The sequence below is a fragment of the Pantoea stewartii genome, assembly GCF_011044475.1.
GTDB lineage: Bacteria > Pseudomonadota > Gammaproteobacteria > Enterobacterales > Enterobacteriaceae > Pantoea > Pantoea stewartii.
Genome location: NZ_CP049115.1, coordinates 2951527 through 2973045 on the forward strand (window position 1 = coordinate 2951527; position 21519 = coordinate 2973045).

24 protein-coding genes are annotated in these 21519 nt (G+C 51.6%); 8 read left to right on the forward strand and 16 right to left on the reverse strand.

Annotation, left to right across the window (positions count from 1 at the left end; translation table 11 throughout):
• Positions 1-19: 19 nt before the first annotated feature.
• Together rpoZ and gmk are read right to left on the reverse strand one after the other, a co-directional pair.
• A complete protein-coding gene (gene rpoZ, locus G5574_RS14020) occupies positions 20-295 on the reverse strand; it encodes a DNA-directed RNA polymerase subunit omega (protein WP_003851346.1) in 276 nt (91 codons plus the stop codon).
• 54 nt (positions 296-349) lie between these two features.
• On the reverse strand, positions 350-973 hold the full coding sequence (gmk, locus tag G5574_RS14025) for a guanylate kinase (protein WP_006121348.1): 624 nt from the start codon (positions 971-973) through the stop codon (positions 350-352).
• A gap of 241 nt (positions 974-1214) precedes the next feature.
• Here gmk and ligB point away from each other — a divergent pair, with 241 nt between their 5' ends.
• On the forward strand, positions 1215-2984 hold the full coding sequence (gene ligB / locus G5574_RS14030) for an NAD-dependent DNA ligase LigB (protein WP_164482760.1): 1770 nt from the start codon (positions 1215-1217) through the stop codon (positions 2982-2984).
• Here ligB and G5574_RS14035 read toward each other — a convergent pair.
• From G5574_RS14035 to G5574_RS14055, 5 genes are all read right to left on the reverse strand, one after another.
• The gene (locus tag G5574_RS14035) at positions 2898-3515 is read right to left on the reverse strand and encodes a trimeric intracellular cation channel family protein (protein WP_006121350.1); all 618 of its coding nucleotides are present in this window, start codon (positions 3513-3515) and stop codon (positions 2898-2900) included. The two genes, ligB and G5574_RS14035, sit on opposite strands and share 87 nt — an antisense overlap.
• 468 nt (positions 3516-3983) lie before the next feature.
• Positions 3984-4625, reverse strand: a complete 642-nt coding sequence (locus G5574_RS14040) for an oligosaccharide flippase family protein (RefSeq protein ID WP_033738045.1) — start codon at positions 4623-4625, stop codon at positions 3984-3986.
• Between the two features lie 786 nt (positions 4626-5411).
• Complete coding sequence (lpxP, locus tag G5574_RS14045) at positions 5412-6335, reverse strand: kdo(2)-lipid IV(A) palmitoleoyltransferase (RefSeq protein ID WP_033738046.1); 924 nt, start codon at positions 6333-6335, stop codon at positions 5412-5414.
• Positions 6336-6848: 513 nt separating this feature from the next.
• Positions 6849-7124, reverse strand: coding sequence for a hypothetical protein (locus G5574_RS14050; protein ID WP_033738047.1), 276 nt, complete (start codon positions 7122-7124; stop codon positions 6849-6851).
• 504 nt (positions 7125-7628) lie between these two features.
• Positions 7629-8492 carry a YicC/YloC family endoribonuclease gene (locus G5574_RS14055; RefSeq protein ID WP_033738048.1) on the reverse strand — a complete coding sequence of 288 codons (864 nt, stop codon included), beginning with the start codon at positions 8490-8492 and terminating at the stop codon, positions 7629-7631.
• Between the two features lie 160 nt (positions 8493-8652).
• On the opposite strand from G5574_RS14055, the gene G5574_RS14060 reads away from it, so the two are divergent.
• A complete protein-coding gene (locus G5574_RS14060) occupies positions 8653-9096 on the forward strand; it encodes a DUF3574 domain-containing protein (protein WP_164482761.1) in 444 nt (147 codons plus the stop codon).
• A 34-nt stretch (positions 9097-9130) separates the two neighbouring features.
• Here the strand turns inward: G5574_RS14060 and G5574_RS14065 are convergent, their stop codons facing one another.
• A complete protein-coding gene (locus G5574_RS14065) occupies positions 9131-10315 on the reverse strand; it encodes a NupC/NupG family nucleoside CNT transporter (protein ID WP_039342462.1) in 1185 nt (394 codons plus the stop codon).
• Positions 10316-10469: 154 nt separating this feature from the next.
• Between G5574_RS14065 and rph the strand changes: the two genes are divergently transcribed.
• Both rph and pyrE read left to right on the forward strand, forming a co-directional pair.
• Entirely contained in the window at positions 10470-11186 is a 717-nt protein-coding gene (gene rph / locus G5574_RS14070) for a ribonuclease PH (protein WP_033738052.1), read from the forward strand.
• A 49-nt stretch (positions 11187-11235) separates the two neighbouring features.
• Complete coding sequence (gene pyrE, locus G5574_RS14075; protein WP_006121244.1) at positions 11236-11877, forward strand: orotate phosphoribosyltransferase; 642 nt, start codon at positions 11236-11238, stop codon at positions 11875-11877.
• A gap of 30 nt (positions 11878-11907) precedes the next feature.
• Here the strand turns inward: pyrE and slmA are convergent, their stop codons facing one another.
• The 3 genes from slmA to coaBC all read right to left on the reverse strand — a co-directional run bounded on the left by slmA (position 11908) and on the right by coaBC (position 14281).
• A complete protein-coding gene (gene slmA, locus G5574_RS14080) occupies positions 11908-12504 on the reverse strand; it encodes a nucleoid occlusion factor SlmA (RefSeq protein WP_006121245.1) in 597 nt (198 codons plus the stop codon).
• 120 nt (positions 12505-12624) lie between these two features.
• Positions 12625-13083, reverse strand: a complete 459-nt coding sequence (gene dut / locus G5574_RS14085) for a dUTP diphosphatase (RefSeq protein WP_033738053.1) — start codon at positions 13081-13083, stop codon at positions 12625-12627.
• Complete coding sequence (gene coaBC, locus G5574_RS14090) at positions 13061-14281, reverse strand: bifunctional phosphopantothenoylcysteine decarboxylase/phosphopantothenate--cysteine ligase CoaBC (protein ID WP_058701585.1); 1221 nt, start codon at positions 14279-14281, stop codon at positions 13061-13063. The genes dut and coaBC overlap by 23 nt, the downstream gene beginning before the upstream one ends.
• A gap of 181 nt (positions 14282-14462) precedes the next feature.
• On the opposite strand from coaBC, the gene radC reads away from it, so the two are divergent.
• From radC to mutM, 4 genes are all read left to right on the forward strand, one after another.
• Positions 14463-15119: a RadC family protein gene (gene radC / locus G5574_RS14095; RefSeq protein WP_164482762.1), complete on the forward strand. Its 657-nt coding sequence runs from the start codon at positions 14463-14465 to the stop codon at positions 15117-15119.
• Between the two features lie 238 nt (positions 15120-15357).
• On the forward strand, positions 15358-15594 hold the full coding sequence (gene rpmB / locus G5574_RS14100; protein ID WP_006121249.1) for a 50S ribosomal protein L28: 237 nt from the start codon (positions 15358-15360) through the stop codon (positions 15592-15594).
• A gap of 20 nt (positions 15595-15614) precedes the next feature.
• Positions 15615-15782 carry a 50S ribosomal protein L33 gene (rpmG, locus tag G5574_RS14105; RefSeq protein WP_001051798.1) on the forward strand — a complete coding sequence of 56 codons (168 nt, stop codon included), beginning with the start codon at positions 15615-15617 and terminating at the stop codon, positions 15780-15782.
• A 69-nt stretch (positions 15783-15851) separates the two neighbouring features.
• The gene (gene mutM, locus G5574_RS14110) at positions 15852-16661 is read left to right on the forward strand and encodes a bifunctional DNA-formamidopyrimidine glycosylase/DNA-(apurinic or apyrimidinic site) lyase (protein WP_033738058.1); all 810 of its coding nucleotides are present in this window, start codon (positions 15852-15854) and stop codon (positions 16659-16661) included.
• Here mutM and coaD read toward each other — a convergent pair.
• From coaD to rfaQ, 5 genes are all read right to left on the reverse strand, one after another.
• Positions 16658-17137 (reverse strand): pantetheine-phosphate adenylyltransferase, encoded by a 480-nt coding sequence (coaD, locus tag G5574_RS14115; RefSeq protein WP_164482763.1) that lies wholly within the window; start codon positions 17135-17137, stop codon positions 16658-16660. The genes mutM and coaD overlap by 4 nt on opposite strands.
• Positions 17134-17913 (reverse strand): glycosyltransferase family 2 protein, encoded by a 780-nt coding sequence (locus G5574_RS14120; protein WP_164482764.1) that lies wholly within the window; start codon positions 17911-17913, stop codon positions 17134-17136. The genes coaD and G5574_RS14120 overlap by 4 nt, the downstream gene beginning before the upstream one ends.
• A complete protein-coding gene (gene waaA / locus G5574_RS14125) occupies positions 17913-19187 on the reverse strand; it encodes a lipid IV(A) 3-deoxy-D-manno-octulosonic acid transferase (protein ID WP_039342468.1) in 1275 nt (424 codons plus the stop codon). Before waaA ends, G5574_RS14120 begins: the two co-directional genes overlap by 1 nt.
• 90 nt (positions 19188-19277) lie before the next feature.
• The gene (locus G5574_RS14130; RefSeq protein ID WP_058701566.1) at positions 19278-20414 is read right to left on the reverse strand and encodes a glycosyltransferase family 4 protein; all 1137 of its coding nucleotides are present in this window, start codon (positions 20412-20414) and stop codon (positions 19278-19280) included.
• On the reverse strand, positions 20407-21483 hold the full coding sequence (rfaQ, locus tag G5574_RS14135) for a putative lipopolysaccharide heptosyltransferase III (RefSeq protein ID WP_033738063.1): 1077 nt from the start codon (positions 21481-21483) through the stop codon (positions 20407-20409). Before rfaQ ends, G5574_RS14130 begins: the two co-directional genes overlap by 8 nt.
• Between the last annotated feature and the right edge of the window lie 36 nt (positions 21484-21519).

The following is a 21519-nucleotide window of genomic DNA, read 5'->3' on the forward strand; positions in this document are numbered from 1 at the left end:
GTTGACCTGCAGTTCGCGGTTAACGACGACCTTCAGCGATAGCGGTAACGGCCTGTAACTCAGCGGCTTCCTGCTCTTGCTGCTCCTGACGATCACGCACATCTAAAATCTGATTGGTGACCAGACCTTCTTCGATTTCGCGCAATGCGATAACGGTCGGTTTATCGTTCTCTTCCGGAACCAGCGGATCTTTGCCGCCTACCTGCATCTGACGTGCACGACGTGCAGCGACCAACACCAGGTCAAAACGATTACCAACTTTTTCTACTGCGTCCTGAACGGTTACGCGTGCCATAGGTGTGCTACTCCACAGATGAAGAAATGACTCGGCATCATACTGAAACTGGGTTCAGACTGCCAACAGTTTGCTGATTAAAGCATCATGGCGCGCTTTCTGGCGGGCCATGCGCAGACGTTCTGCACGAATAATGGTCTTCAGATCGGATAACGCCAGATCAAAATCATCATTCACAATTAAATAATCGTATTCGCCATAGTGGCTCATTTCGGCCACGGCTTGCGCCATACGACGGGCAATCACCTCTTCGCTGTCCTGACCGCGGCCGCGCAGGCGACGATCCAGCTCTTCTTTAGAAGGAGGCAGGACAAATATACTGCGCGCGTCGGGCATTTTAGCGCGAATTTGCTGTGCGCCCTGCCAGTCTATATCAAGGAAAACATCGACGCCGGTTGCCAGCACCTGTTCGATCGCCTTGCGCGACGTGCCGTAGTAGTTATCGAAAACTTTCGCGTGTTCAAGGAAAGCATCTTCCGCAATCATTTTTTCAAACTCATGCTTTTGCACAAAGAAGTAATGCTCACCGTGCGCTTCACCGGGGCGCATGCCGCGAGTGGTGTGCGAAACAGACACTTGCGTATCGTACAGCGGCTGCGTTTTTAACAGTGCCTGAATAAGGCTGGATTTTCCTGCGCCGCTAGGAGCAGAAACAATATAGAGCGTACCTTGGGCCATGATGTTCTTGAATTGATTAATTGCGGAGTCGATTTCCTGCACAGTATACACGGCTTCCCCGCGCCACGCAGCGTTTGCACCGCCCTCATCACGAAAAGTTTATGCGGGGTGCGCCGCAACCACTGTTTCGCAGGCTGTAAATAGGTATTCATTTTCCAGGAGGCGTTCCAGAACCGGGAAGCGGGGCTGGCTGAACCGGCTGTTTTGGCGGTTGAATATCCTAAACATCAGGAGGTCAGGGATGAAAGGATGCTTAGCCGCCGGGCTGCTCATAACAGCCAGCACATTTTCCGCGTTTGGGGCGCTGTGCCCGACCTGGACGCCGGGTCGAGCGGCAAAGGAGATTGACCATTTACAACAACAGCTCCGGCAGTGGGACGCGGCGTATTATCAGCAAGGCCATTCACCCGTGGCCGATGCCGACTACGATAGCCTGCAGACGCGGCTCAATCACTGGCAACGCTGCTTCAGGACGGGTGAGAAAGAGGATGTACCGGTATTGCCCAACGATGGCACGCGCTGGCATCCCGTTGCGCATACTGGTGTCAAAAAGGTTTGGGATAAGCGTGCTTTAGGCTATTGGATGCAGCCACGCCGGGATCTCTGGGTGCAGCCCAAAGTCGATGGCGTGGCCGTTTCGCTGGTCTATCGGCACGGGAAACTGGTGTCATTCATCAGTCGTGGCGACGGCTTACACGGTGAGGAGTGGGTCGAAAAAGCCAGGCTGATCCCTGCTATTCCGCTGGAGATTGACAGCGATGAAGAGAGCGTGGTTTTACAGGGCGAACTCTTTTTGCAGATGACCGGTCATCACCAGGCGGTTGACGGCGGGAAGAATGCCAGGGCTCTGGTCGCAGGCGCAATGTTGCGTAATGACGCCACACCGCTTTTGACACAACTGGGCATTTTTATCTGGGGATGGCCTGACGGACCTGATGCCATGCGGGAAAGACTGACGCGTTTATCGGATTGGGGGTTTAGCCTTGCCCGTCAATGGAGTCAGCCTGTTCAGGATGAAGAGGACGCGGCTGAATGGCGCGAGCGCTGGTTTCACGCGCCACTGCCTTTTGTAACCGATGGCATTGTTGTGCATCAGACGGCCCGGCCTGCAGGCAAACACTGGCGGCCCGGTGAAGGCGAGTGGGCTGTCGCCTGGAAATACCCGCCTCCTGAGGTCAGCACTGAGGTCCGTTCCGTTGATTTCTCAATCGGGCGAACGGGAAAAATCGCGGTCGTACTCAACCTGCAACCCGTTCAACTGGATGACAAAATCGTCAGGCGAGTCAGCATCGGCTCACTAAAACGCTGGCGAGAGCGGGACATTATTGCGGGCGACCAGGTGACGGTCAGCCTTGCCGGCCAAGGCATTCCACGTCTGGATCGCGTTATCTGGCGCGTTGCGCAACGTGACTATCCTGAGCCGCCTCAGACGGATCGTTTCACGTCGCTGAGTTGTTATGTTTTAGCACCGCAGTGCCATCGTCAGTTACTGGCGCGCCTGAGTTGGTTGAGTCAAAAATCGGTGCTGAATATTGCGGGCGTGCAACGCAGCACCTGGCAACGGTTACTGGAAACGGGTTTGATTACACATCTGTTTGCGTGGCTTGCCTTAACCCCCGAACAGATCGCGACAGCAGCGAGTATTTCACCCGAAAGAGCGCAGCAAATCTGGCATCAATTCAGTTTGACCCGTCAACAGCCTTTGCGCCGCTGGGTTAGCGCGTTAGGTGTGGCGTTGCCACAAAAGGCGCTACTGTCATTGGCCGACGGCGACTGGGAAAGCATTCTTGCCCGTGATAAACAGGCCTGGCAATCTCTGCCGGGCGTTGGCGCACGCCGGGCAGAGCAGATTACGTCGCAGTTTCAGGATGCCGGGCTCAGAGCGTTAATCCACTTTTTGCAGCAGCAGGGCATTCCTTCTTCATCAGTGCTCAGGATGAGGGTAATTGAAGATGGGCAGCCCGAGACGGAATCTCAGCGCCAGCAGACGCGCAAAGAAGCCGAAGAGTAAGGTGATAATCACCACTGCTTCATGCGGCAGCGGCGTTTTCAGGAGCAGGATATACATCCAGCCCGCTGCAAAAGCGATGCCGGCGTACAGCTCTTTTTGGAACACCAGTGGGATGCGGTTACAAAACATATCGCGTAAAACGCCGCCAAAGACGCCTGTGATCACGGCGCTGATTGCGGCGATGATCATGGCGTGGCCTGAGTCCAGTGCCACCTGCGCGCCAATAATCGAAAATACCACCAGGCCCAGCGCATCCAATACCAGAAACACTTTGCGCAGGTGCGTCATTAGCGGTGCCAAAAAAGTCGTTACTACAGCGGCAGCGGCCACGATCATGATGTACTCAGGATGTTTGACCCAGCCAAGCGGATAGTGCCCCAGCAATATATCGCGCACGGAGCCTCCGCCTATCGCGGTAACGGAAGCAATGATAATGACGCCGAACAGATCCATTTTACGGCGACCTGCGGCAAGCGCACCTGTCATCGCCTCGGCGGTGATCCCAATAATATAAAGAACAGTAAGTAACATAGCAGGCTCCAGGAAAACGGCGGCAAGGCTACGCCACTGACAAAAACGGCGCGACTGAGTTTTTCTGTTATTAAGAGTTAAAGTATTAGTAAAAATTATGCGGGCAAGAGTAATCCCTTTATTATCAAAAGGCTGTATCGGTTTTTACACGGAGACGAGTTAAAAAACGTCGTGATGCGAACTTTTCGCCGATATGACGCCAGCCTGTTTACAACGTTGAACCCTTGCCCGTCGGCGACATTATGTGGTGACAGACAGAGAAAGCAAACCACGCAAAGCAGAGCATGGGGACCTGTCCGTGGGCTAAATGCGGGGGGAAGTAAGGTGAGAATAAGGATAAAGAGGACAACAACGCACACAGAAGGTGTCTGAAATGAAAAGTGGTGGGTTTTATTAAGGAAAACGTACCGGTTAACAGCACGTTTTCCTGCTTTTACCGTCGGGCTGCTTCCAGCCAATAGCGGTTTGTCAGTGCTTCATATGAAGCTGAAAGAACGCTTTCAGGTTGAAGTCATAGTCGGGTCGAAACCATTTACGACCATAAAAGCAATACGTCAGCATTCTCACTGATGCCATTGCCAGATAGCCCCATAAAGCACATAAAACGGAAGGCGCCAGCCATAGGGTCAATAGTGTAATGATCAGGCCGACAAATACAGAGGCGATCTCGCAAAAAGCGATATCAGAGAATTGCTTTTCACGCTGCATCAGGGCGCGATAAGACTGGCCCTGAGGAATAATAATAAAGATGACCGATGCGATTTCAACAACCCTGGCCACCTCGGGTAGCCCAAACATATGTTCAAGCATAAGACCGCAAGTAAAAAGGGCAGAAAAAATGACTAGGCCCATGAATATATTGCCCCAGTAAAGCACGGACAGCGTTTTTACTGGCAGCGGTGCATATCGAATCAACGTATTGGAAAAACCACGATCGGCCAGTGTGTCAATAACCATCAAGCCTGTAATGACGACCGCCAGCAGATTATAGGTATCGGCCTGCAGGACTTTTCCCAATACTGAAAGTTGTAACACACCCATACTCAGCATTTTGACCGATGAAAGAAAAGGCCACTTGACGTTTTCCAGATTTATTTTTCGTGTTGTCATTTTTTTCTCGCCGGGCAGAGTAGTAGGGCGCTGCGCCGATGAGTATTCATCAGGACCGCGCTGGCATTACTATAATTTAATAAATTAAATTTTTATCTTTATAATGAGCTGTGTGTTAAAGCATACTGCTAATAATAAACGTTCCCCTGGTGATGAATTTCCCCTGTTGTCATTGTTATTATCCGTTCATTTTAAATTGCTTAAATTTTCCGGCGGAAATAATGTTCGCCGGAAATGTCATGCTGTTATGTTTTGAATAGCTTTGCTGTGTGCAGATGATTTATAGCGCGTTTTATGAAAGTTAACATCATAAGGAAAATCTGATATGTGATTTGACTAAGGAAATAATATTCATCATTTACAGCATTATTTGCACAGGCCTTATCACAGCGTTCTCTTTTTTTCTTTTTTCGTTAAGTCTGGAAACTGAAGCAATACATGAAAAAAATAAAAAAACGTTAAATAAGCCGTACATACACGGGTTCGCCCGTCATTCTCCAGGATTTTTCCCATACAGCATGCTTAAGCAAGGGCAAATAATAACCGAAGGGTAAGCATTCAGACCCGATATACTGCTAATGCATGTTGACTGCGAAAATATTTGTAATGCGTACGATTTATGGCTCAGTCTGGATCTGAGTTCGGGCTAAGAAGGCGAACAGAGCCCGTGGCAGGGAGGCAGGATTATCGCGGTAATAGTGAAAACAGGCCGTCAGAAGGAAGCCTCCAAATTAACAGAGAGGTCTGTCACACGAAAAAGCAGGCCGAAACCTGCTTTATGTCTGTCTATACGTAAAGAGAGGCTTCGCCAGGCGGACGCGTTTTGAAGCGGCGATGTAGCCAGAGGTATTGCTCAGGCGCTCGCATGATTTGGTTCTCAATCACTTTATTCATATAAGCTGCGGCTGCGGCTTCATCCGCATGCGGGTAATTTTCCAGAATCGGTTCAATAATCAGCTTATAGCCATCATTGCCAGGATTACGAATCAGCATAATTGGAACCATAGCGGGCTTAGCCAACCGGGACAACACATAGGTACCGTTGGTCGTCGCGGCTTTTTCTACAGCAAACAAGGGGGCAAACGTACTGCCTTTGGGACCGTAATCCTGGTCAGGCGCAAACCAGACGGATTCACCTTGTTTCAGCGCCTGCACCATCCCTCTCAGATCGCGACGGTCAATCATCGCTTTATTCGAACGCATACGGCCTCTGGTCTGTACGTACTCCATCGCGTGGTTATTATGGGGACGGTACATTGCCATCATCGGCTGACACAACCCGCTGATGCGACCACCCAGCTCCAGCGACATGAAATGGATGCCGATGAGCATTACACCACGACGCTCATTCTGGGCTGAGTAGAGGTTTGACAGGCCCGAGACGTTGAACAGTCGTTTAACGGCATGGTCTGGCCAGAACCAGGCGATACCCGTTTCCATCAGTGCCATGCCGAGAGAGGCAAAATTTCCCGCAATCATGATTTCTTTATCTTCGTCACTGATATCCGGAAAGCAGAGTTCAATATTACGGCGCGTAATGCGCTCTCTGCGCTGAAGAAAATGGCGGGAAAGCCGGCCGGCACCTGCGCCAAGTCGCATCAGCACAGGATAGGGGAGTTGAACCAACAGCCAAAGAATGCCAAGACCAAACCACGTAAACCAATAGCGGGGATGTAAAAGGGAACGACTAAACTGCCTGGTGTTTTTCATTATGAACCTTAAGGAAGTAATGGATGTAGCGCAAAAAGACCCATTCCTTAAGTTCTCAAGCGGTACAGCTGTACTGACTACGACCCACACTTTATCAAAAAGTGCCTTAAAGCACAGGAAGCGTCAGTTACAGCGAGGAATAAAATGAGGGATTGACAGCGTCATAATCAGAAGAAAGATAGCGCTTTTTTTATTTAAATTATCTATAAAACAATAGATTGTATTTTTATGCTTTTAACAGGCGATGCAAAGAGAGCAATAAAAATTAGGACGGTTCTGCAATAAAAAATGTACTCTTTTCGAAAAACTTACATTCCATTATGGCGAAAGTTGAAAAATTGAACAGGAATTTGGCTGTCATTGGTAAAAGGTAAAATAACGGAGATGACAATCGCTTCTGCGCCAGTCATCTCACCTTATGAGAGGCATCCTGTCCTAATCATGTTATTTGACCTTATCCAGAGGCGGGTTTAGCCGATAAGCCGTACCCATTAAAATAACGATAAAGCAGCGTTAATTGTAGCTGACCGTCATCATTTTAACGTTACCAGTTTGCCTGACCTGCACCGTGCCAAGTTTATAAGGCATGGGTTGCTGGGCATTGTTCAGACTGACCTTATTAATAACGGTCTTTCCTCCTCGTGTGCAGCTTTGCTGTATCTGGTTGGGCGCAATCAGCGTGTCGCAAGGACTTTCGACAATAGCGCCCCTGAAGTTAATTTGTCCACTTGTGGCAAATGAAAGGGGTGATAGCATGAGTAATGCGAGTAAAACGGCTGATTTTTTCATAATGGCGATCTCAGGTGGGGGTTACTTAAATAACGGCAATCCTTATTAAAACTTTAGTCGAATAGGTGTATTTGTTTCCTTTCTGTTGTTATTTTATTCACAATTGTGATCGCGCCGCGATTTGAGAAAGACGTCCACGCATCGCCTGAAATAGTGGCACGGTTATTTTTTTAACGGACTGGATCTTTTCTTTGCCTGAGCAGGCTGTGACGGAGAGGGGGAAAACGGGTAGATATATAGCCTGCTATTTTTTTCAAAGTGAAATATTTAAACCAGCTATAGAAAAACCAACGCCTCGGTAGTTTTGTTAAAAAATGCCTGGCATCATCTGACTGGAAATTTTTCCATCCTTATAAAACGGGCTAATTTCAATAAAGACTGACAACGTTAACCGAATCAAGCGATTATTGTTATACACCTGTTTAATGGCTGAAAAAATAAAAGAAGTCCGCATCTACGCGGACTTTTTCTGGTAAGGTTGCCAAATGACGACAGATAGCCTGATTACTCAATATTCTGAATCTGCTCTCGCATCTGTTCAATCAACACTTTTAGCTCAATCGCTGAATTCGTAATTTCTGCATTAATGGATTTTGAAGCCAGTGTGTTTGACTCGCGGTTGAACTCCTGCATCATAAAGTCAAGACGACGGCCTACCGCCTCTTTTTTCTTCAGAATGTTATAGGTCTCTTTAACGTGCGCATCCAGACGATCCAGCTCTTCTGCGACATCGACACGTTGTGCCATCATCACCAATTCCTGCTCAAGGCGATTATTTTCAAGCTGCACCTCAGCATCTTCCAGTTTGGCGATCAGGCGCTCCCGCTGCCACTTAATCACATCGGGCAGTTGAGCGCGGACTTTGCTGACCTCATGCGTTACCGCTTCCAGCCGCTGCTCGATCAGTGCCTTCAGAGCGCTGCCTTCGCTTTCACGTGCGGCGATGAAATCATCCAGCGCGCCATCCAGCGCCTGAATCAGCTGAGTATTAATTGCATCCAAATCCTGTTCAGGTGCTGCCATGACGCCCGGCCAGCGCAGAATATCCAGCGGATTGATAACGCCCTCATCGGTCTGCAGTTTGACCCAGTTAGCCGCCTGAACCAGTTGTTTGGCCAGTGACTCATTGAGCATCAGTTCGCCCTGCGCGCCAGGATCGGCCTCGAAGCGCAGATTACATTCGATTTTTCCACGCGTCAGTCGCTGGCGAATGCGCTCCCTGATCATCGGTTCCAGTCCGCGAAACTGTTCAGGCAGACGAATATAGGTTTCAAGATAACGTTGATTGACAGAACGCAACTCCCAGGCGGCGCTGCCCCAGTCGCCCTTAATTTCACGGCGGGCATAGGCGGTCATACTGCGGATCATAAGCGTTACTCTTTTTTTAAATAAGGTTGAGGCCAGTATAACGAGGCAAGGCTGACCAGAACAGGTGTAAGCGTGTACAGGATGCGATAACAAAATGTTTCCGCTTTTCTCAACAGCCACTTATGCTAATTACTGGTTTACTCGTTGAGGCCCTCTTTTTATGTCGCGCGTACCGTCTCTTCCACTCATACTCAGCCTGCTGCTTGTGGGCTGTCAGTCGCCGTCTCCATCATCACCATCATATCCGCCTTCTACCCGACCCGTTCCGGTGTGCGCCGGCGGTGAGGTCATGATGCAAACCACATTGTGGTTTGGTCTCAGTAAGCCGCAGGGCGGCAATGTGAGCGCACTGGACTGGATGAATTTTGTCGATAAAGAGGTAACACCGCGCTTCAGGTCTGGCTTGTCTGTTTATGATGCGCAGGGCCAATGGCTGGGCGAAAACGGTCAGTTAGCACGTGAGAAAAGCAAGGCGTTAGTGCTTATCTATCAGTTCGACAGTGACAGCAACAGTCGTGTCGAAGCGCTGCGTGCTCGCTATAAAAAACAGTTTGGTCAGGAATCGGTTATGCGCGTGGATACGCCAGCCTGCATTAGTTTTTAGGGACAAACGGCGGCCAGTGCCGCCGTTGAGTCCATCAGATAAACAGTCCGGCAAATGCAGCGGAAAGCAGGCTGACCAGGGTGGAACCATAGACCAGTTTCCAGCCAAACCTTGAGACGACATTGCCTTGTTGTTCGTTCAGGCCTTTTATCGCGCCCGCAACAATTCCAATAGAAGCAAAGTTCGCGAAGGAAACCAGGAAAACAGACAGGATGCCCAATCCGCGTGGCGTCATGCCTGCCGCTATCTTTTTCAGTTCAATCATGGCGACGAATTCATTCGCCACCAGCTTCGTGGCCATAATACTGCCAGCCTGTAATGCATCGGTAGCGGGAATGCCAATCAGCCAGGCAAAAGGATAAAAAACATAGCCAAGAAGCTGCTGGAAACTGTACCCAAACAGGGTGGCAAACAGGGCGTTGATAGCCGCGATTAAGGCAATAAAACCAATCAGCATGGCCAGAATAATCATCGCGACTTTGAAACCAGCGAGGATGTATTCCCCCAGCATTTCAAAGAAACTCTGATCTTCGTGTAATTTATCCAGCGGAATAGCCTGCTCATTACTGCCTTTGCCGGGGTTAATAATCGACAGGATGATAAACGTGCTGAACATGTTAAGCAGGAGAGCCGCAACGACATATTTGGCCTCGATCATCGACATATACGCACCAACAATCGACAGCGAAACGGTAGACATCGCGGTTGCCGCCATGGTGTAAAGTCGGCGTGGTGGGATATCGGCCAAAATACCTTTATAGGCAATGAAGTTCTCTGACTGGCCCAGCACCAGCGTGCTTACCGCATTAAAAGACTCCAGTTTTCCCATGCCGTTAACTTTTGATAACAGCGTGCCAACAACCCGAATCAGTAACGGCAGAATGCGCCAGTGTTGCAAAATACCAATCAGTGCGGAAATAAAAATAATAGGGCAGAGCACGCCAAGGAAGATAAAGGCCAGTCCCTGCTGACTCATGCCACCAAACACAAATTCCGTGCCCTGTGCAGCAAAACGCAGCAGCGTTTCAAAGAAATGCCCCACCGTGCCTACCAGCGCCAGTCCACTGGCTGAGTGAAGAAAGAACCAGCCCAGTGCGGCTTCTACAACAATCAGTTGAATGATAAAGCGCAGGCGAATGCGTTTTCGGTCATGACTGACCAGTAGCGCAAGGGCAAAAATTACCACCAGCGCCAGCAGGAAATGAAGAAGAGCGGTCATAGTTTAGTCAGTTAGCGGATATGCAGGAAAAGGTAAGGCATTTAGCCATACTCCGGCATGAATTTCATCCCAGGCTGCACTGACCACTGCAAGAGACAGCAGGCCAGGAAGTCCGTATAATACGCAGCCAATCATTAGCAAGCCGGAGATAACCATGCGTCCAGCAGGCCGTAGCGCACATCAGGTGCGTCCAGTCACATTGACCCGCAATTACACTAAACACGCAGAGGGCTCCGTTCTGGTGGAATTCGGTGAAACCAAAGTGCTCTGCACTGCAACGGTGGATGAAGGAGTTCCGCGCTTTCTCAAAGGGCAGGGCCAGGGCTGGGTCACTGCCGAATATGGCATGTTGCCGCGTTCTACTCACAGTCGTATGGCGCGTGAAGCCGCGAAAGGCAAACAGGGTGGTCGCACGCTTGAAATTCAGCGCCTGATCGCCCGTTCACTGCGTGCTGCGGTCGATCTCACCATGCTCGGTGAATACACGATTACGCTCGATTGTGACGTCATTCAGGCCGATGGCGGTACACGTACGGCTTCCATTACTGGCGCCTGTGTAGCCCTGGCAGATGCGCTTAATGCCCTGGTCGCGAGTGGTAAGCTGAAAGCGAATCCGATGAAAGGCATGGTTGCCGCCGTGTCAGTGGGGATTGTCAATGGTGAAGCGTTGTGTGACCTTGAATATGTTGAGGACTCTGCCGCTGAAACGGATATGAATGTCGTCATGATGGAAGATGGCCGCATGATTGAGGTGCAGGGCACCGCTGAAGGTGAACCCTTTAGCCACGAAGAACTGCTGGCATTACTGGCGTTAGCGCGTGGCGGTATTGAAGAATTGATTCAGGCCCAGAAAGCGGCGCTGGAAAGTTAAGGTAACAGGCGACCACAGAGTCGCCTTTTTTTTATCTGAGGAGTAAGACATGAAAGCCTGGCAGCGGCAGTTTATTGAATTTGCACTGAATAAGCAGGTGCTCAAATTTGGTGAGTTCACATTAAAGTCGGGTCGTAAAAGCCCCTATTTTTTTAATGCCGGTTTATTTAACACGGGCCGGGATTTAGCGCTGCTGGGACGGTTTTATGCGCAGGCGTTAGTCGACAGCGGAATCGATTTTGATTTGTTATTTGGTCCGGCCTACAAAGGCATCCCTATCGCCACCACCACAGCCGTTGCGTTAGCCGATCATCACGATCGTGACGTACCTTACTGCTTCAATCGTAAAGAAGCGAAAGATCATGGTGAGGGCGGTTTGCTGGTGGGAAGCCCGTTGCAGGGTAAAGTGATGCTGGTCGATGATGTCATCACGGCCGGCACGGCGATTCGCGAATCCATGGATATTATCAATGCACATGATGCCAGCCTGGCGGGCGTGCTGATTTCACTGGACCGTCAGGAACGCGGCCGGGGTGAACTCTCCGCTATTCAGGAAGTGGAACGGGATTATTCCTGCAAAGTTACCGCGATAATTACGCTTAACGACCTGATTGATTACCTGGCTGAAAAAACGCACATGGCCGATCATTTAGCGCAGGTTCGGGCGTACCAAAAGGCGTACGGCGTCTGATAACTGGCGGGCATTGCGCCCGCCTTTGTATTACACCAGTTGTGCCGCAATCAGCGGCCAGCGGGTGTCAAAGTCGGCCGTTGGGCTAAACCGGAACTCGGAACGGACGTACCGCGATAACAGCCCTTCACACAGGGCCAGCAGCTGGCTGGCCAGTAAGGTTTCATCCGTTTGAAAGCCTTCACCTTCGCGCATTTTGCGTTCGCGCATCACCTGGCGTAGCTGCACTTCAATGCGCTCAAACAGCTGATTAATGCGCCCCTGCAGACGGTCCTGTTCAAACATTAACGCGTGGCCTGTCAAAATCCGCGTCAGCCCCGGATTACGCTCACCAAATCCCAGAATCAGTTGCACAATAAGACGCAGGCGCGCCATTGTTTCTTTTTCATCTTTCAGGATCAGATTGATGCGGGTAATCAGACTGTCTTCAATAAATTCGATCAGGCTGTCAAACATCCGCGTTTTACTGGGAAAGTGACGATAAAGCGCCGCCTCCGATACACCGACGTTAGCCGCCAGTTTTGCAGTAGTAATGCGTTGGCTGCCATCACTTGACTCAAGCATCTGCGCCAGCGCCTGCAAAATCTCCTCGCGGCGATTCCGCTTTACGACTTTTTTCTCTGCCATGCCCTTAAAAACCCCTGAATTTCACCATATACAGGCAACACCTACGCATCTGCCACAAGAGAAAGCCTTGGGGCGATGAGAAATAATAAGATTGGCGTAAGTGAAAATCGGTCGTGCTGGTTACTGACGGCCTGAGTGACCGAAGCCACCTTCACCGCGCAAGCTGGCGTCAAACTCGTCTACCAGATTGAATTCGGCCTGGACGACAGGGACAAAAACCAGCTGGGCCATGCGGTCGCCCGGCTGAAGCGTAAAGCTTTCCTGCCCGCGATTCCATACCGATACCATAAGTTGTCCCTGATAGTCGGCATCAATCAGACCAACCAGATTACCCAGGACAATACCATGTTTGTGGCCCAGGCCAGAGCGCGGAAGAATCACGGCGGCAAGGTTCGGATCGGCGATGTGAATAGCCAGACCGGTAGGAATTAATGTGGTTGTGCCGGGTGCGATTTCCATCACATCATCAATACAGGCACGAAGGTCTAACCCAGCGGAACCCGGTGTCGCATAGGTCGGCAAGGGAAACGCTTTGCCGACGCGCGCATCAAGAATTTTAACGTCTATTTTTTTCATCATAACGGCTGACAATCTCGTCTATTAAAAGTTGACCAAGGAGTGACTTATCGCTGAGCGGTAAGGTTTTTTCTCCTTCCTGCCAAAAAAGGTGAAGAGCATTGGTGTCGCTATTGAACCCGTGGCCTGCTTTTGACACATCGTTAGCACAAATCAGGTCCAGGTTTTTACGCGCGCGTTTTTTTCGGGCGTATTCTTCCACATTCTGGGTTTCAGCCGCAAATCCAACCACAAATGGCCGGCTCTGCGTTAAGGCCGCCACCCCCGCGACAATATCGGGATTTTTAATGAGCTGCAGGCTGACTTTCTCATCGTCATCCTGTTTCTTTATTTTTTCATCCGCGATCTCAATTGCCCGGTAGTCTGCCACGGCTGCGCTTGCAATGAAAATATGTTGTGCGTTTATCTCCCCCATTACCGCCGCCTGCATTTCCAGGGCCGAGGTCACATCCACTCGTTTAACGCCGGCGGGCGTTGGCAGAGCAACCGGACCGCTTACCAGCGTAACGCGGGCGCCGCGCTTTGCCGCCGCCGCCGCAATCGCAAACCCCATTTTTCCCGAACTGTGGTTGCTGATATAACGCACGGGGTCGATCGCTTCCCGGGTGGGACCCGCGGTAATCATAATATTGAGATGTTGCAGGTCGTTGACGGGCGCGGCCCACTGTACGGCGTGGTCAACGATAGCTAAAGGGTCAAGCATGCGACCGGGGCCAATATCCCCGCAGGCCTGGCTGCCGCTGTCTGGCCCCCAAATTAACAGGCCGCGCGCCTGAAGCCTGACCAGGTTTTCCTGCGTTACGGCAGCGCGATACATCTGCTGATTCATCGCCGGCACAATCGCGACAGGCGCTGCTGTTGCCAGCACGGCAGTGGTGACTAAATCATTGGCCATCCCTGCCGTAATGCGCGCAATCAGGTCGGCCGTGGCCGGGGCCAGCACGATCAGGTCAGCCCATTTGGCCAGCTCAATGTGTCCCATTGCGGCCTCGGCTGCCGGGTCAAGCAGATCATCAAAAACAGGATAACCGGAGACGGCCTGCAGGCTGAGTGGTGTGATAAAAGCCTTTGCGCCCTCGGTCATCATCACGCGGACATCGGCACCGCGATCGCGCAGACGACGGACCAGCTCGGGGGTTTTATAGGCAGCAATTCCACCACTGACGCCCAGAAGAACTTTTTTACCGGCTAATCCCATCATGCTGTTGACCTCATTTTCGATTGCCGTCGCAGGGACGGTGTAATGGCCGAATTTTATCACAAAACGTGGCATGCACCTTTTCAATGGCTGCGTTTGCGAGACATGCCGGAGAATCACAATCACGCGCTGGTGGCGGATAGGTTCGCACGCGATGATACAGGGGGCGACAGGGAGAGCAGCAATGAAAAATTTGCCACCACGAGAAAAACTTCAGCAATGGGGTGCGGATGCGTTAAGTGACGTAGAGCTGTTAGCGATTTTCTTACGAACAGGTTCAAAAGGCGTTCCTGTCATGATGCTGGCGCAGCAGATGCTGCAGGAGCTGGGGTCGCTTTATAATATCGTTAATGCGACGGCTGCAGACTTTAAGGGCATTAAAGGCGCTGGCGAAATCAAGTTGATTCAGATGCGCGCAGTGGCAGAACTGGCCAAACGGTTTTTCGCCAGCCAGCTGGCGCGTGAGAGCACAATTGACAGTCCCGCAGCGACGCGTCAGTACCTGCAGACATTATTGGCCAGGCAGGAGCGTGAGGTGTTTGTCGTGCTGTTTTTAGATAATCAACATCGGGTATTAATGGCCAGAGAAATGTTTTCCGGATCCATCAACAGCGTCGAAGTCCATCCTCGTGAAATTGTGCGTGAAGCCCTGAAAATCAACGCGGCTGCGCTCATCGTGGCGCATAACCATCCGTCAGGAATTGCTGAACCCAGCCGGGCTGACCGCGACATTACACTAAAAATCTGCGAAGCTTGTCGCTTATTGAATATCCGGTTGCTTGATCATCTGGTGATTGGACACGGTCAATCTGTCTCATTTGTCGAACGCGGATGGCTCTGAGCCTGAAAATCTGGTCCAGGTGGCGGCTTTTTACACGATCATTCGGGATCTTTATCTGTTCGGGACTTGAGCACTTGGGCCGAGCGGCGTATACTACGCCACCTTTGAGAATCTCGGGTTTGGCGGTTAGGCCAGCTTAGCGGGTTCCATGGAACTCGCCTGGCGGGCTGCAAGCCTGACGAGGCGGCCAAAACCTAATTTTTAAAGCTCGAGCTGATTTGATTTTTGGAGAATAGACATGTCACGAGTCTGCCAGGTAACTGGAAAGCGTCCGGTGACCGGTAACAACCGTTCCCACGCAATGAACGCGACGAAACGCCGTTTCCTTCCGAACCTGCACTCACACCGTTTTTGGGTTGAGAGCGAGAAGCGCTTCGTTACTCTGCGTGTATCTGTAAAAGGTATGCGTATTATTGATAAAAAGGGCATTGATACGGTGTTAGCCGACATGCGTGCCCGTGGTGAGAAGTACTAAGAGTACTAAGGAACTGAATCATGGCTAAAGGTATTCGTGAGAAGATCAAGCTGGTTTCCTCTGCTGGTACAGGTCACTTCTATACCACCACGAAGAACAAACGTACTAAACCAGAAAAACTTGAACTGAAAAAGTTCGATCCGGTTGTACGTCAGCATGTGATCTACAAAGAAGCCAAAATTAAATAATTTTGGTGTTCTGCTAAAAACCCGGCTCCGGCCGGGTTTTTTGTTTGTGTAATGCGCAGGGGAGAGGTTATGCCAGAGTTGCCAGAGGTAGAAACCAGCCGACGCGGCATTGAGCCACATCTGGTTGGTCAAACAATTCTTCACGCCGTCGTTCGCAACGCACGCTTGCGTTGGCCGGTATCCAATGAAATCCTCGCATTAAGCGATCAGCCAGTACTGAGTGTTCAGCGGCGCGCTAAATACCTTTTGCTTGAGCTGCCACACGGCTGGATCATTATCCATCTTGGTATGTCTGGCAGTCTGCGCGTTCTGCCCGAAGAATTGCCTGCCGCCAAACACGATCATGTTGACCTGGTGATGAGCAACGGGAAGGTCCTGCGCTACACCGATCCCCGACGTTTTGGTGCCTGGTTGTGGAGCAGCGATCTGGACGGAAGCAGCGTACTTGCCCATTTAGGTCCAGAACCACTGAGTGAAATATTCAGTGGCGACTATTTGTTTGAAAAATCCCGCGGTAAGCGAACAGTGATCAAGCAGTGGTTGATGGACAATAAAGTCGTGGTGGGCGTGGGCAATATTTATGCGAGCGAGTCACTGTTTACAGCAGGGATCCTGCCTGATCGAGCAGCGATGAGCCTGTCTCACGATGAAGCGGCGTTTTTGGCTAACACTATTAAAGCGGTACTGCTCCGCTCTATCGAGCAGGGTGGAACGACATTGCGTGACTTTTTACAAAGCGATGGCAAGCCAGGCTATTTTGCTCAGGAGTTACAGGTTTACGGCCGGGCTGGCGAACCCTGCAGGGCATGCGGCACGCCGATTGTGAGTGGGAAGCACGGGCAGCGCAGCACCTACTGGTGCCCCAACTGCCAGCATTAAGGCAGCTTTGCGAGTAAGGCCTGATGGACAGGTGCGGACAGGAAGGCAGAGACATCGCCACCATGCCGCGCCACTTCTTTGACCAGTGACGATGAGATAAAAGAAAAGCCTTCTGAAGGCATTAAAAATACGCTTTCCAGCGTTGGCAACAGGTGTCGGTTCATACGCGCGAGCTGCATTTCATATTCAAAATCGGACACGGCACGTAATCCACGAACCAGCACATTTGCCTGCTGCGCCCGGGCGAAGTTTGCCATCAGATCGCTAAAACCGACCACGTCGACATTGGGTAGATGTGCAGTGGCCTGTTGCGCCAGCGCCACTCTTTCTTCCAGCGTAAACAGCGGTTTTTTACTCGGGCTGGCGGCAATCGCCACAACAAGCCGATCGAACATCTGTGCTGCACGAGTGACGATATCAATATGGCCCAGGGTAATGGGATCGAAGGTGCCAGGATAAATCGCTTTTGTCGTCATGTGCGCCCTTCCGCCGAAGTCTTATTTAGCGCCCAAAGCGCTGCATATTTATTGAATGTGTACTGGGCATTAACGACTGCCAGTAGCCAGCCCTGTTTGCCATCAAGGAATCCGGCACGCAGCAGCAGCGTTTTTACAAAGGCACCCGCTGTATGACTGAAGACAGAAAACAGGCTGCACGTTTTTCCACGCTGGAATCTTTCCTGCGCCCAGGCTTCAGCATAAGCCAGTTGTTTTCGCTGGAAAACCATCAGGTCACGGCAGGTCAGATGCTGTAAATCCCCTTTCAGTACCTTAACGGGCGCACCTTCGGTTTTGAGTGACTCATGGACCTGATTATCGTTATAACCCAGTGTACGCGGATACAGACGCATCACTCTGTCAGGATACCAGCCGCTGTGACGCATAAAACGGCCGAGGAACAGGTTGCTACGACTGAGGCTGTAAACGGTTGGCCCCGGCGGCGCTTCCAGAACCTGTTCAATCGCCTGACGCAATTCTGGCGTCACGCGCTCGTCGGCATCGATCATCAAAATCATATCGCCACAGGCAAAACTTTGCGCCCGCTGGCGTTGTTTTCCATAACCCTGCCATTCCGTTGCCTGAAAAACCTGTGCGCCGGCCTGTTGAGCCAGCGAGAGGGTGTCATCGGTACTTCCGGAATCCAGCACGATAATTTCATCGGCCCAGCTGACTGAGGCAAGACAGTCAGGCAGCAAGGCGGCTTCATTTTTGGCAATCATCACCACTGAAAGGCGTTGGCGCGTAGCGGTCATCAATGAGCCCGTGGCGGTAAATGAGGTTCAAGTAACTGTAGCAGGCGCTGCAGCGCACCCTGATTTTGGTGCAGCACCTCGACGGCGTGGCGACCGTAATAACGACGATAGTCGTCATCCTGTAGCAAATTCGTCACTTCTTTTTCCAGCGACGCCGCGTCAGTCACAGTGATCAATCCCTGTGCCTCCTGCAGTTTGCTGCAAATATCTTTGAAGTTCCAGGTATGCGGGCCCATCAGTACCGGGATAGCATGGGCTGCCGGTTCCAGCGGATTATGACCGCCACGCTCAACCAGGCTGCCTCCTACGAAAGCCAGGTCGGCTATACCGTAGAGCAGCATCAGTTCGCCCATTGAGTCACCAATGACAACCTGTGTTGAACTGGAGGGGATCTCTCCGCTACTGCGTAAGGTAAAGCTGAAGTGACGTTTTTGAGTAAGTTCGCGCGCATCGTTGAAGCGCTCAGGATGGCGTGGTACCAAAATCAGAAGCAGATCGGGAAAGGTCTCCAGTAAACGGCGATGCGTATCCAACAGAATCGCTTCTTCACCTTCATGTGTACTGGTCGCGATCCAGACCGGACGGCGCGGAGCCCATTGGCGACGCAGCGTGACGGCGCGTGCCGCCAGCTCGGGAGTAACTGAAATATCGAATTTCAGGCTGCCGGTGATCGACAGGTGAGAGCGTTTCAGCCCAAGCTGGATAAAACGCTCACCATCCTCGGCATTTTGCGCAGCGATCAGCGTGATGCTCTGCAGGAGATTGCGCATAAACTTGCCCAGCTTGCGATAGCCTTTGGCTGAGCGTTCTGACAGGCGAGCATTGGCGATCACCAGCGGAATATGGCGCTGATGCAGAATACGGATGATATTAGGCCACAGCTCCGTTTCCATAATGATGACCAAACGTGGATTTACCGTATCAAGAAAACGATTAATGGCGCCGGGTAAGTCGTAAGGCAAATAGACATGGTGTACATCTTTGCCAAAAGCGGACTGCGCGCGCTCCGAACCGGTTGGCGTCATGGTGGTCACGGTAATGGGCAGGGTAGGATAGCGATGACGCAGCGCGCGTACCAACGGCACCGCCGCCAGCGTTTCCCCCACAGAAACCGAATGCAGGACAATGCCGTCCGGCTTCACTTTTCCGGCGCAGTAGCCATAACGCTCTGCCCAGCGTTTGCGATAGGCCGGGGCTTTACGACCGCGCAGCCACAGGCGCAGCCAGATGAGTGGCTGAATGAAATAGAGCAATGCGGTGTAAATGGTCGTCATAGTTACCGTTATGACACGTTGGCGTCAAAAAAGCAGTTTAAAGTCAGATTACTGCATATTATCAGAAACAGCATGATCACTCATCTCACATCATGATTGGGTACGCAGCACCTGCTCATAGAGGGAGGTAAGGGAATGCGCCAGGTGCTGTGGGCTGTATGGCTCAACCCTGCGCCGCGCCGCTTCTCCCATTCGCGCGTCGACGGTCAGACTCGACAGGGCGTTTATCGCCTGGTTCAGGCCTTTAATATCCAGCGCATCGCGAACAAATCCTTCCTGGCCTTCGCGAATAAACTCAGCGCCGCCACAGCCGGTGCTGGTAATGACCGGTAAACCACAGGCCATCGCCTCCAGTACGACGTTGGGGAAGGGATCATATAAGGTCGGCAGCAGCAAACCATCGGCAGCATGATAGAAAGGCTGTACGTCCTGCTGCACGCCGACAAAACGCAAGCGGTCAAGGCAGTTCAGTTGATTAGCCAACTGCTGATAACGTTTTACCTGTTTGTCCTGGCCTACCACAATCAGATAACGATGACTGTTGGCCAGCGCTTCAATGGCCGCTTTCAGGCCTTTGCGTTCAAAACCCGATCCCACGTAAATCAGCACTGTCGCGTTGGTGGGCAGATTCAGTTGGGTCCGCATGGCATGGCGCGTGGCCTCGGTCGCAGGCTGAAAGCGCGTGGCATCAATCGCATTGTAGATAACGTGTATTTTGTCTGCCTGCAGCGTAAAACAGCGCAAAATGTCTTGTTTTACCATCTCAGAATTGCAGATCACCGCTTTCAGTGAGGGAGACTGGAACATGTCCGCTTCCGCCCGCAAAACGTAACGATGGTAAGGACTCAGGCTGGCACTCAGGCGCTGTAGTGGTGATACAATGCGGGCACGTTGCTCAAGCCAGACACGGTGAACGCCATCGCCGGCCCGAAAAATATCACAGCCTGCGATGCGCTCATGGCTTTGTACGATATCAAACTTCTCCCGCTCCCAGCAGGCCCGCGCAGCCTGTGCAAATCCTCGCTCGCGTGAAACCCGCCCCAGTTTGCCTGGATTACAGATGTGCAGATGCCAGTCTGGGTTGGGTTTGCCCTGCCAGCTGCGGGTAATGATATTGAGATCCAGTTGCTCACTTCCCAGCGCTTCCAGCGCGCGTGAGATAAACCGTTCTGCGCCGCCATCAGGACGATATTTTTGCCGGACAATGGCCAGACGTAACTTACGCATTCAGATAGCTCCTTGCGGCATTCACGACATCCTCAACCGGGATGGCCGATAAATAACGCTGATCGGTCCGGGTATCAATAGAATCCGGATGGGGCAGAGATCCATAGTCGCCCGCCCAGATCACCCGATTGTTATCTCCCCACGGACGCCAGTGCTGCAGCTTGGTCGGTCCGAAAAGGGCGATGCAGGGTGTATCCAGCGCCGCCGCCATATGCATGGGCGCGGAGTCGACACCGATAAAGAGTTGCGCGCCCGCGATAAGCGCCGCCAACTGAGGTAAAGAGAGTTGACCCGCAAACGAGATAACGTGAGGGGAATGGCATTGTGCCAGAATACGTTCGACCATCTCCCGTTCATTTGCATCGGGGCCTGCCGTCAGTATCACTTTGCGATCGGCTTGGGCTAACTGATCGATGGTGGCCGCGACCTTGTCCTCTTCCCAACATTTAAACTGCCAGCGTGAAGTGGGCTGTAAAACAATATAGCCCCCGGCAACCTGCTGCTGACGGAGCTTGTCCTGCACTTTTTGCGCATCGTCGGGGCTGAAATGCATTGAGGCACCGATGCCTTCCGCTGGAATAGTCAATGGAGAAAGTGCGGACAGATTTTGTTCCACTGTGTGTAATTGCTCATGATTTTCAGTGGTAACCAAATGCGTGTGGCACCAGCGCCAGATGGCCTTGTCACGTTTTGTGAAGGCAAAGCCAATACGTACTGGTGCACCAGATAAACCGGTGATAATGGCGCTGCGCCACTGATCGGCAAGGTTAATGACCAGGTCATACTGACAGTTGCGGACGGCAGCGACCAGCGCCATTTCATGGCGGAATTTTTGCCAGCCACCTTCCTTTTTCCAGCCGCGGTCAATGACATGCAGATGGCGGATGGCAGGATGTGCTTCCAGCATAGGACGGGTTTCTTTATAGAGCAGAACATCAATCACGGCCTGTGGGTAATGCCGATGCAAAGCATTGATGACAGGCGTGGTCAGCAGCATGTCGCCATGATGACGCAGTTTGATTATCAGTATTTTTTTCGGTGCAAACTGGACTGGAATCGGGCTTGTCATACTCAAATGCTCTCAAAATTCAGTGAGCTGATTGTA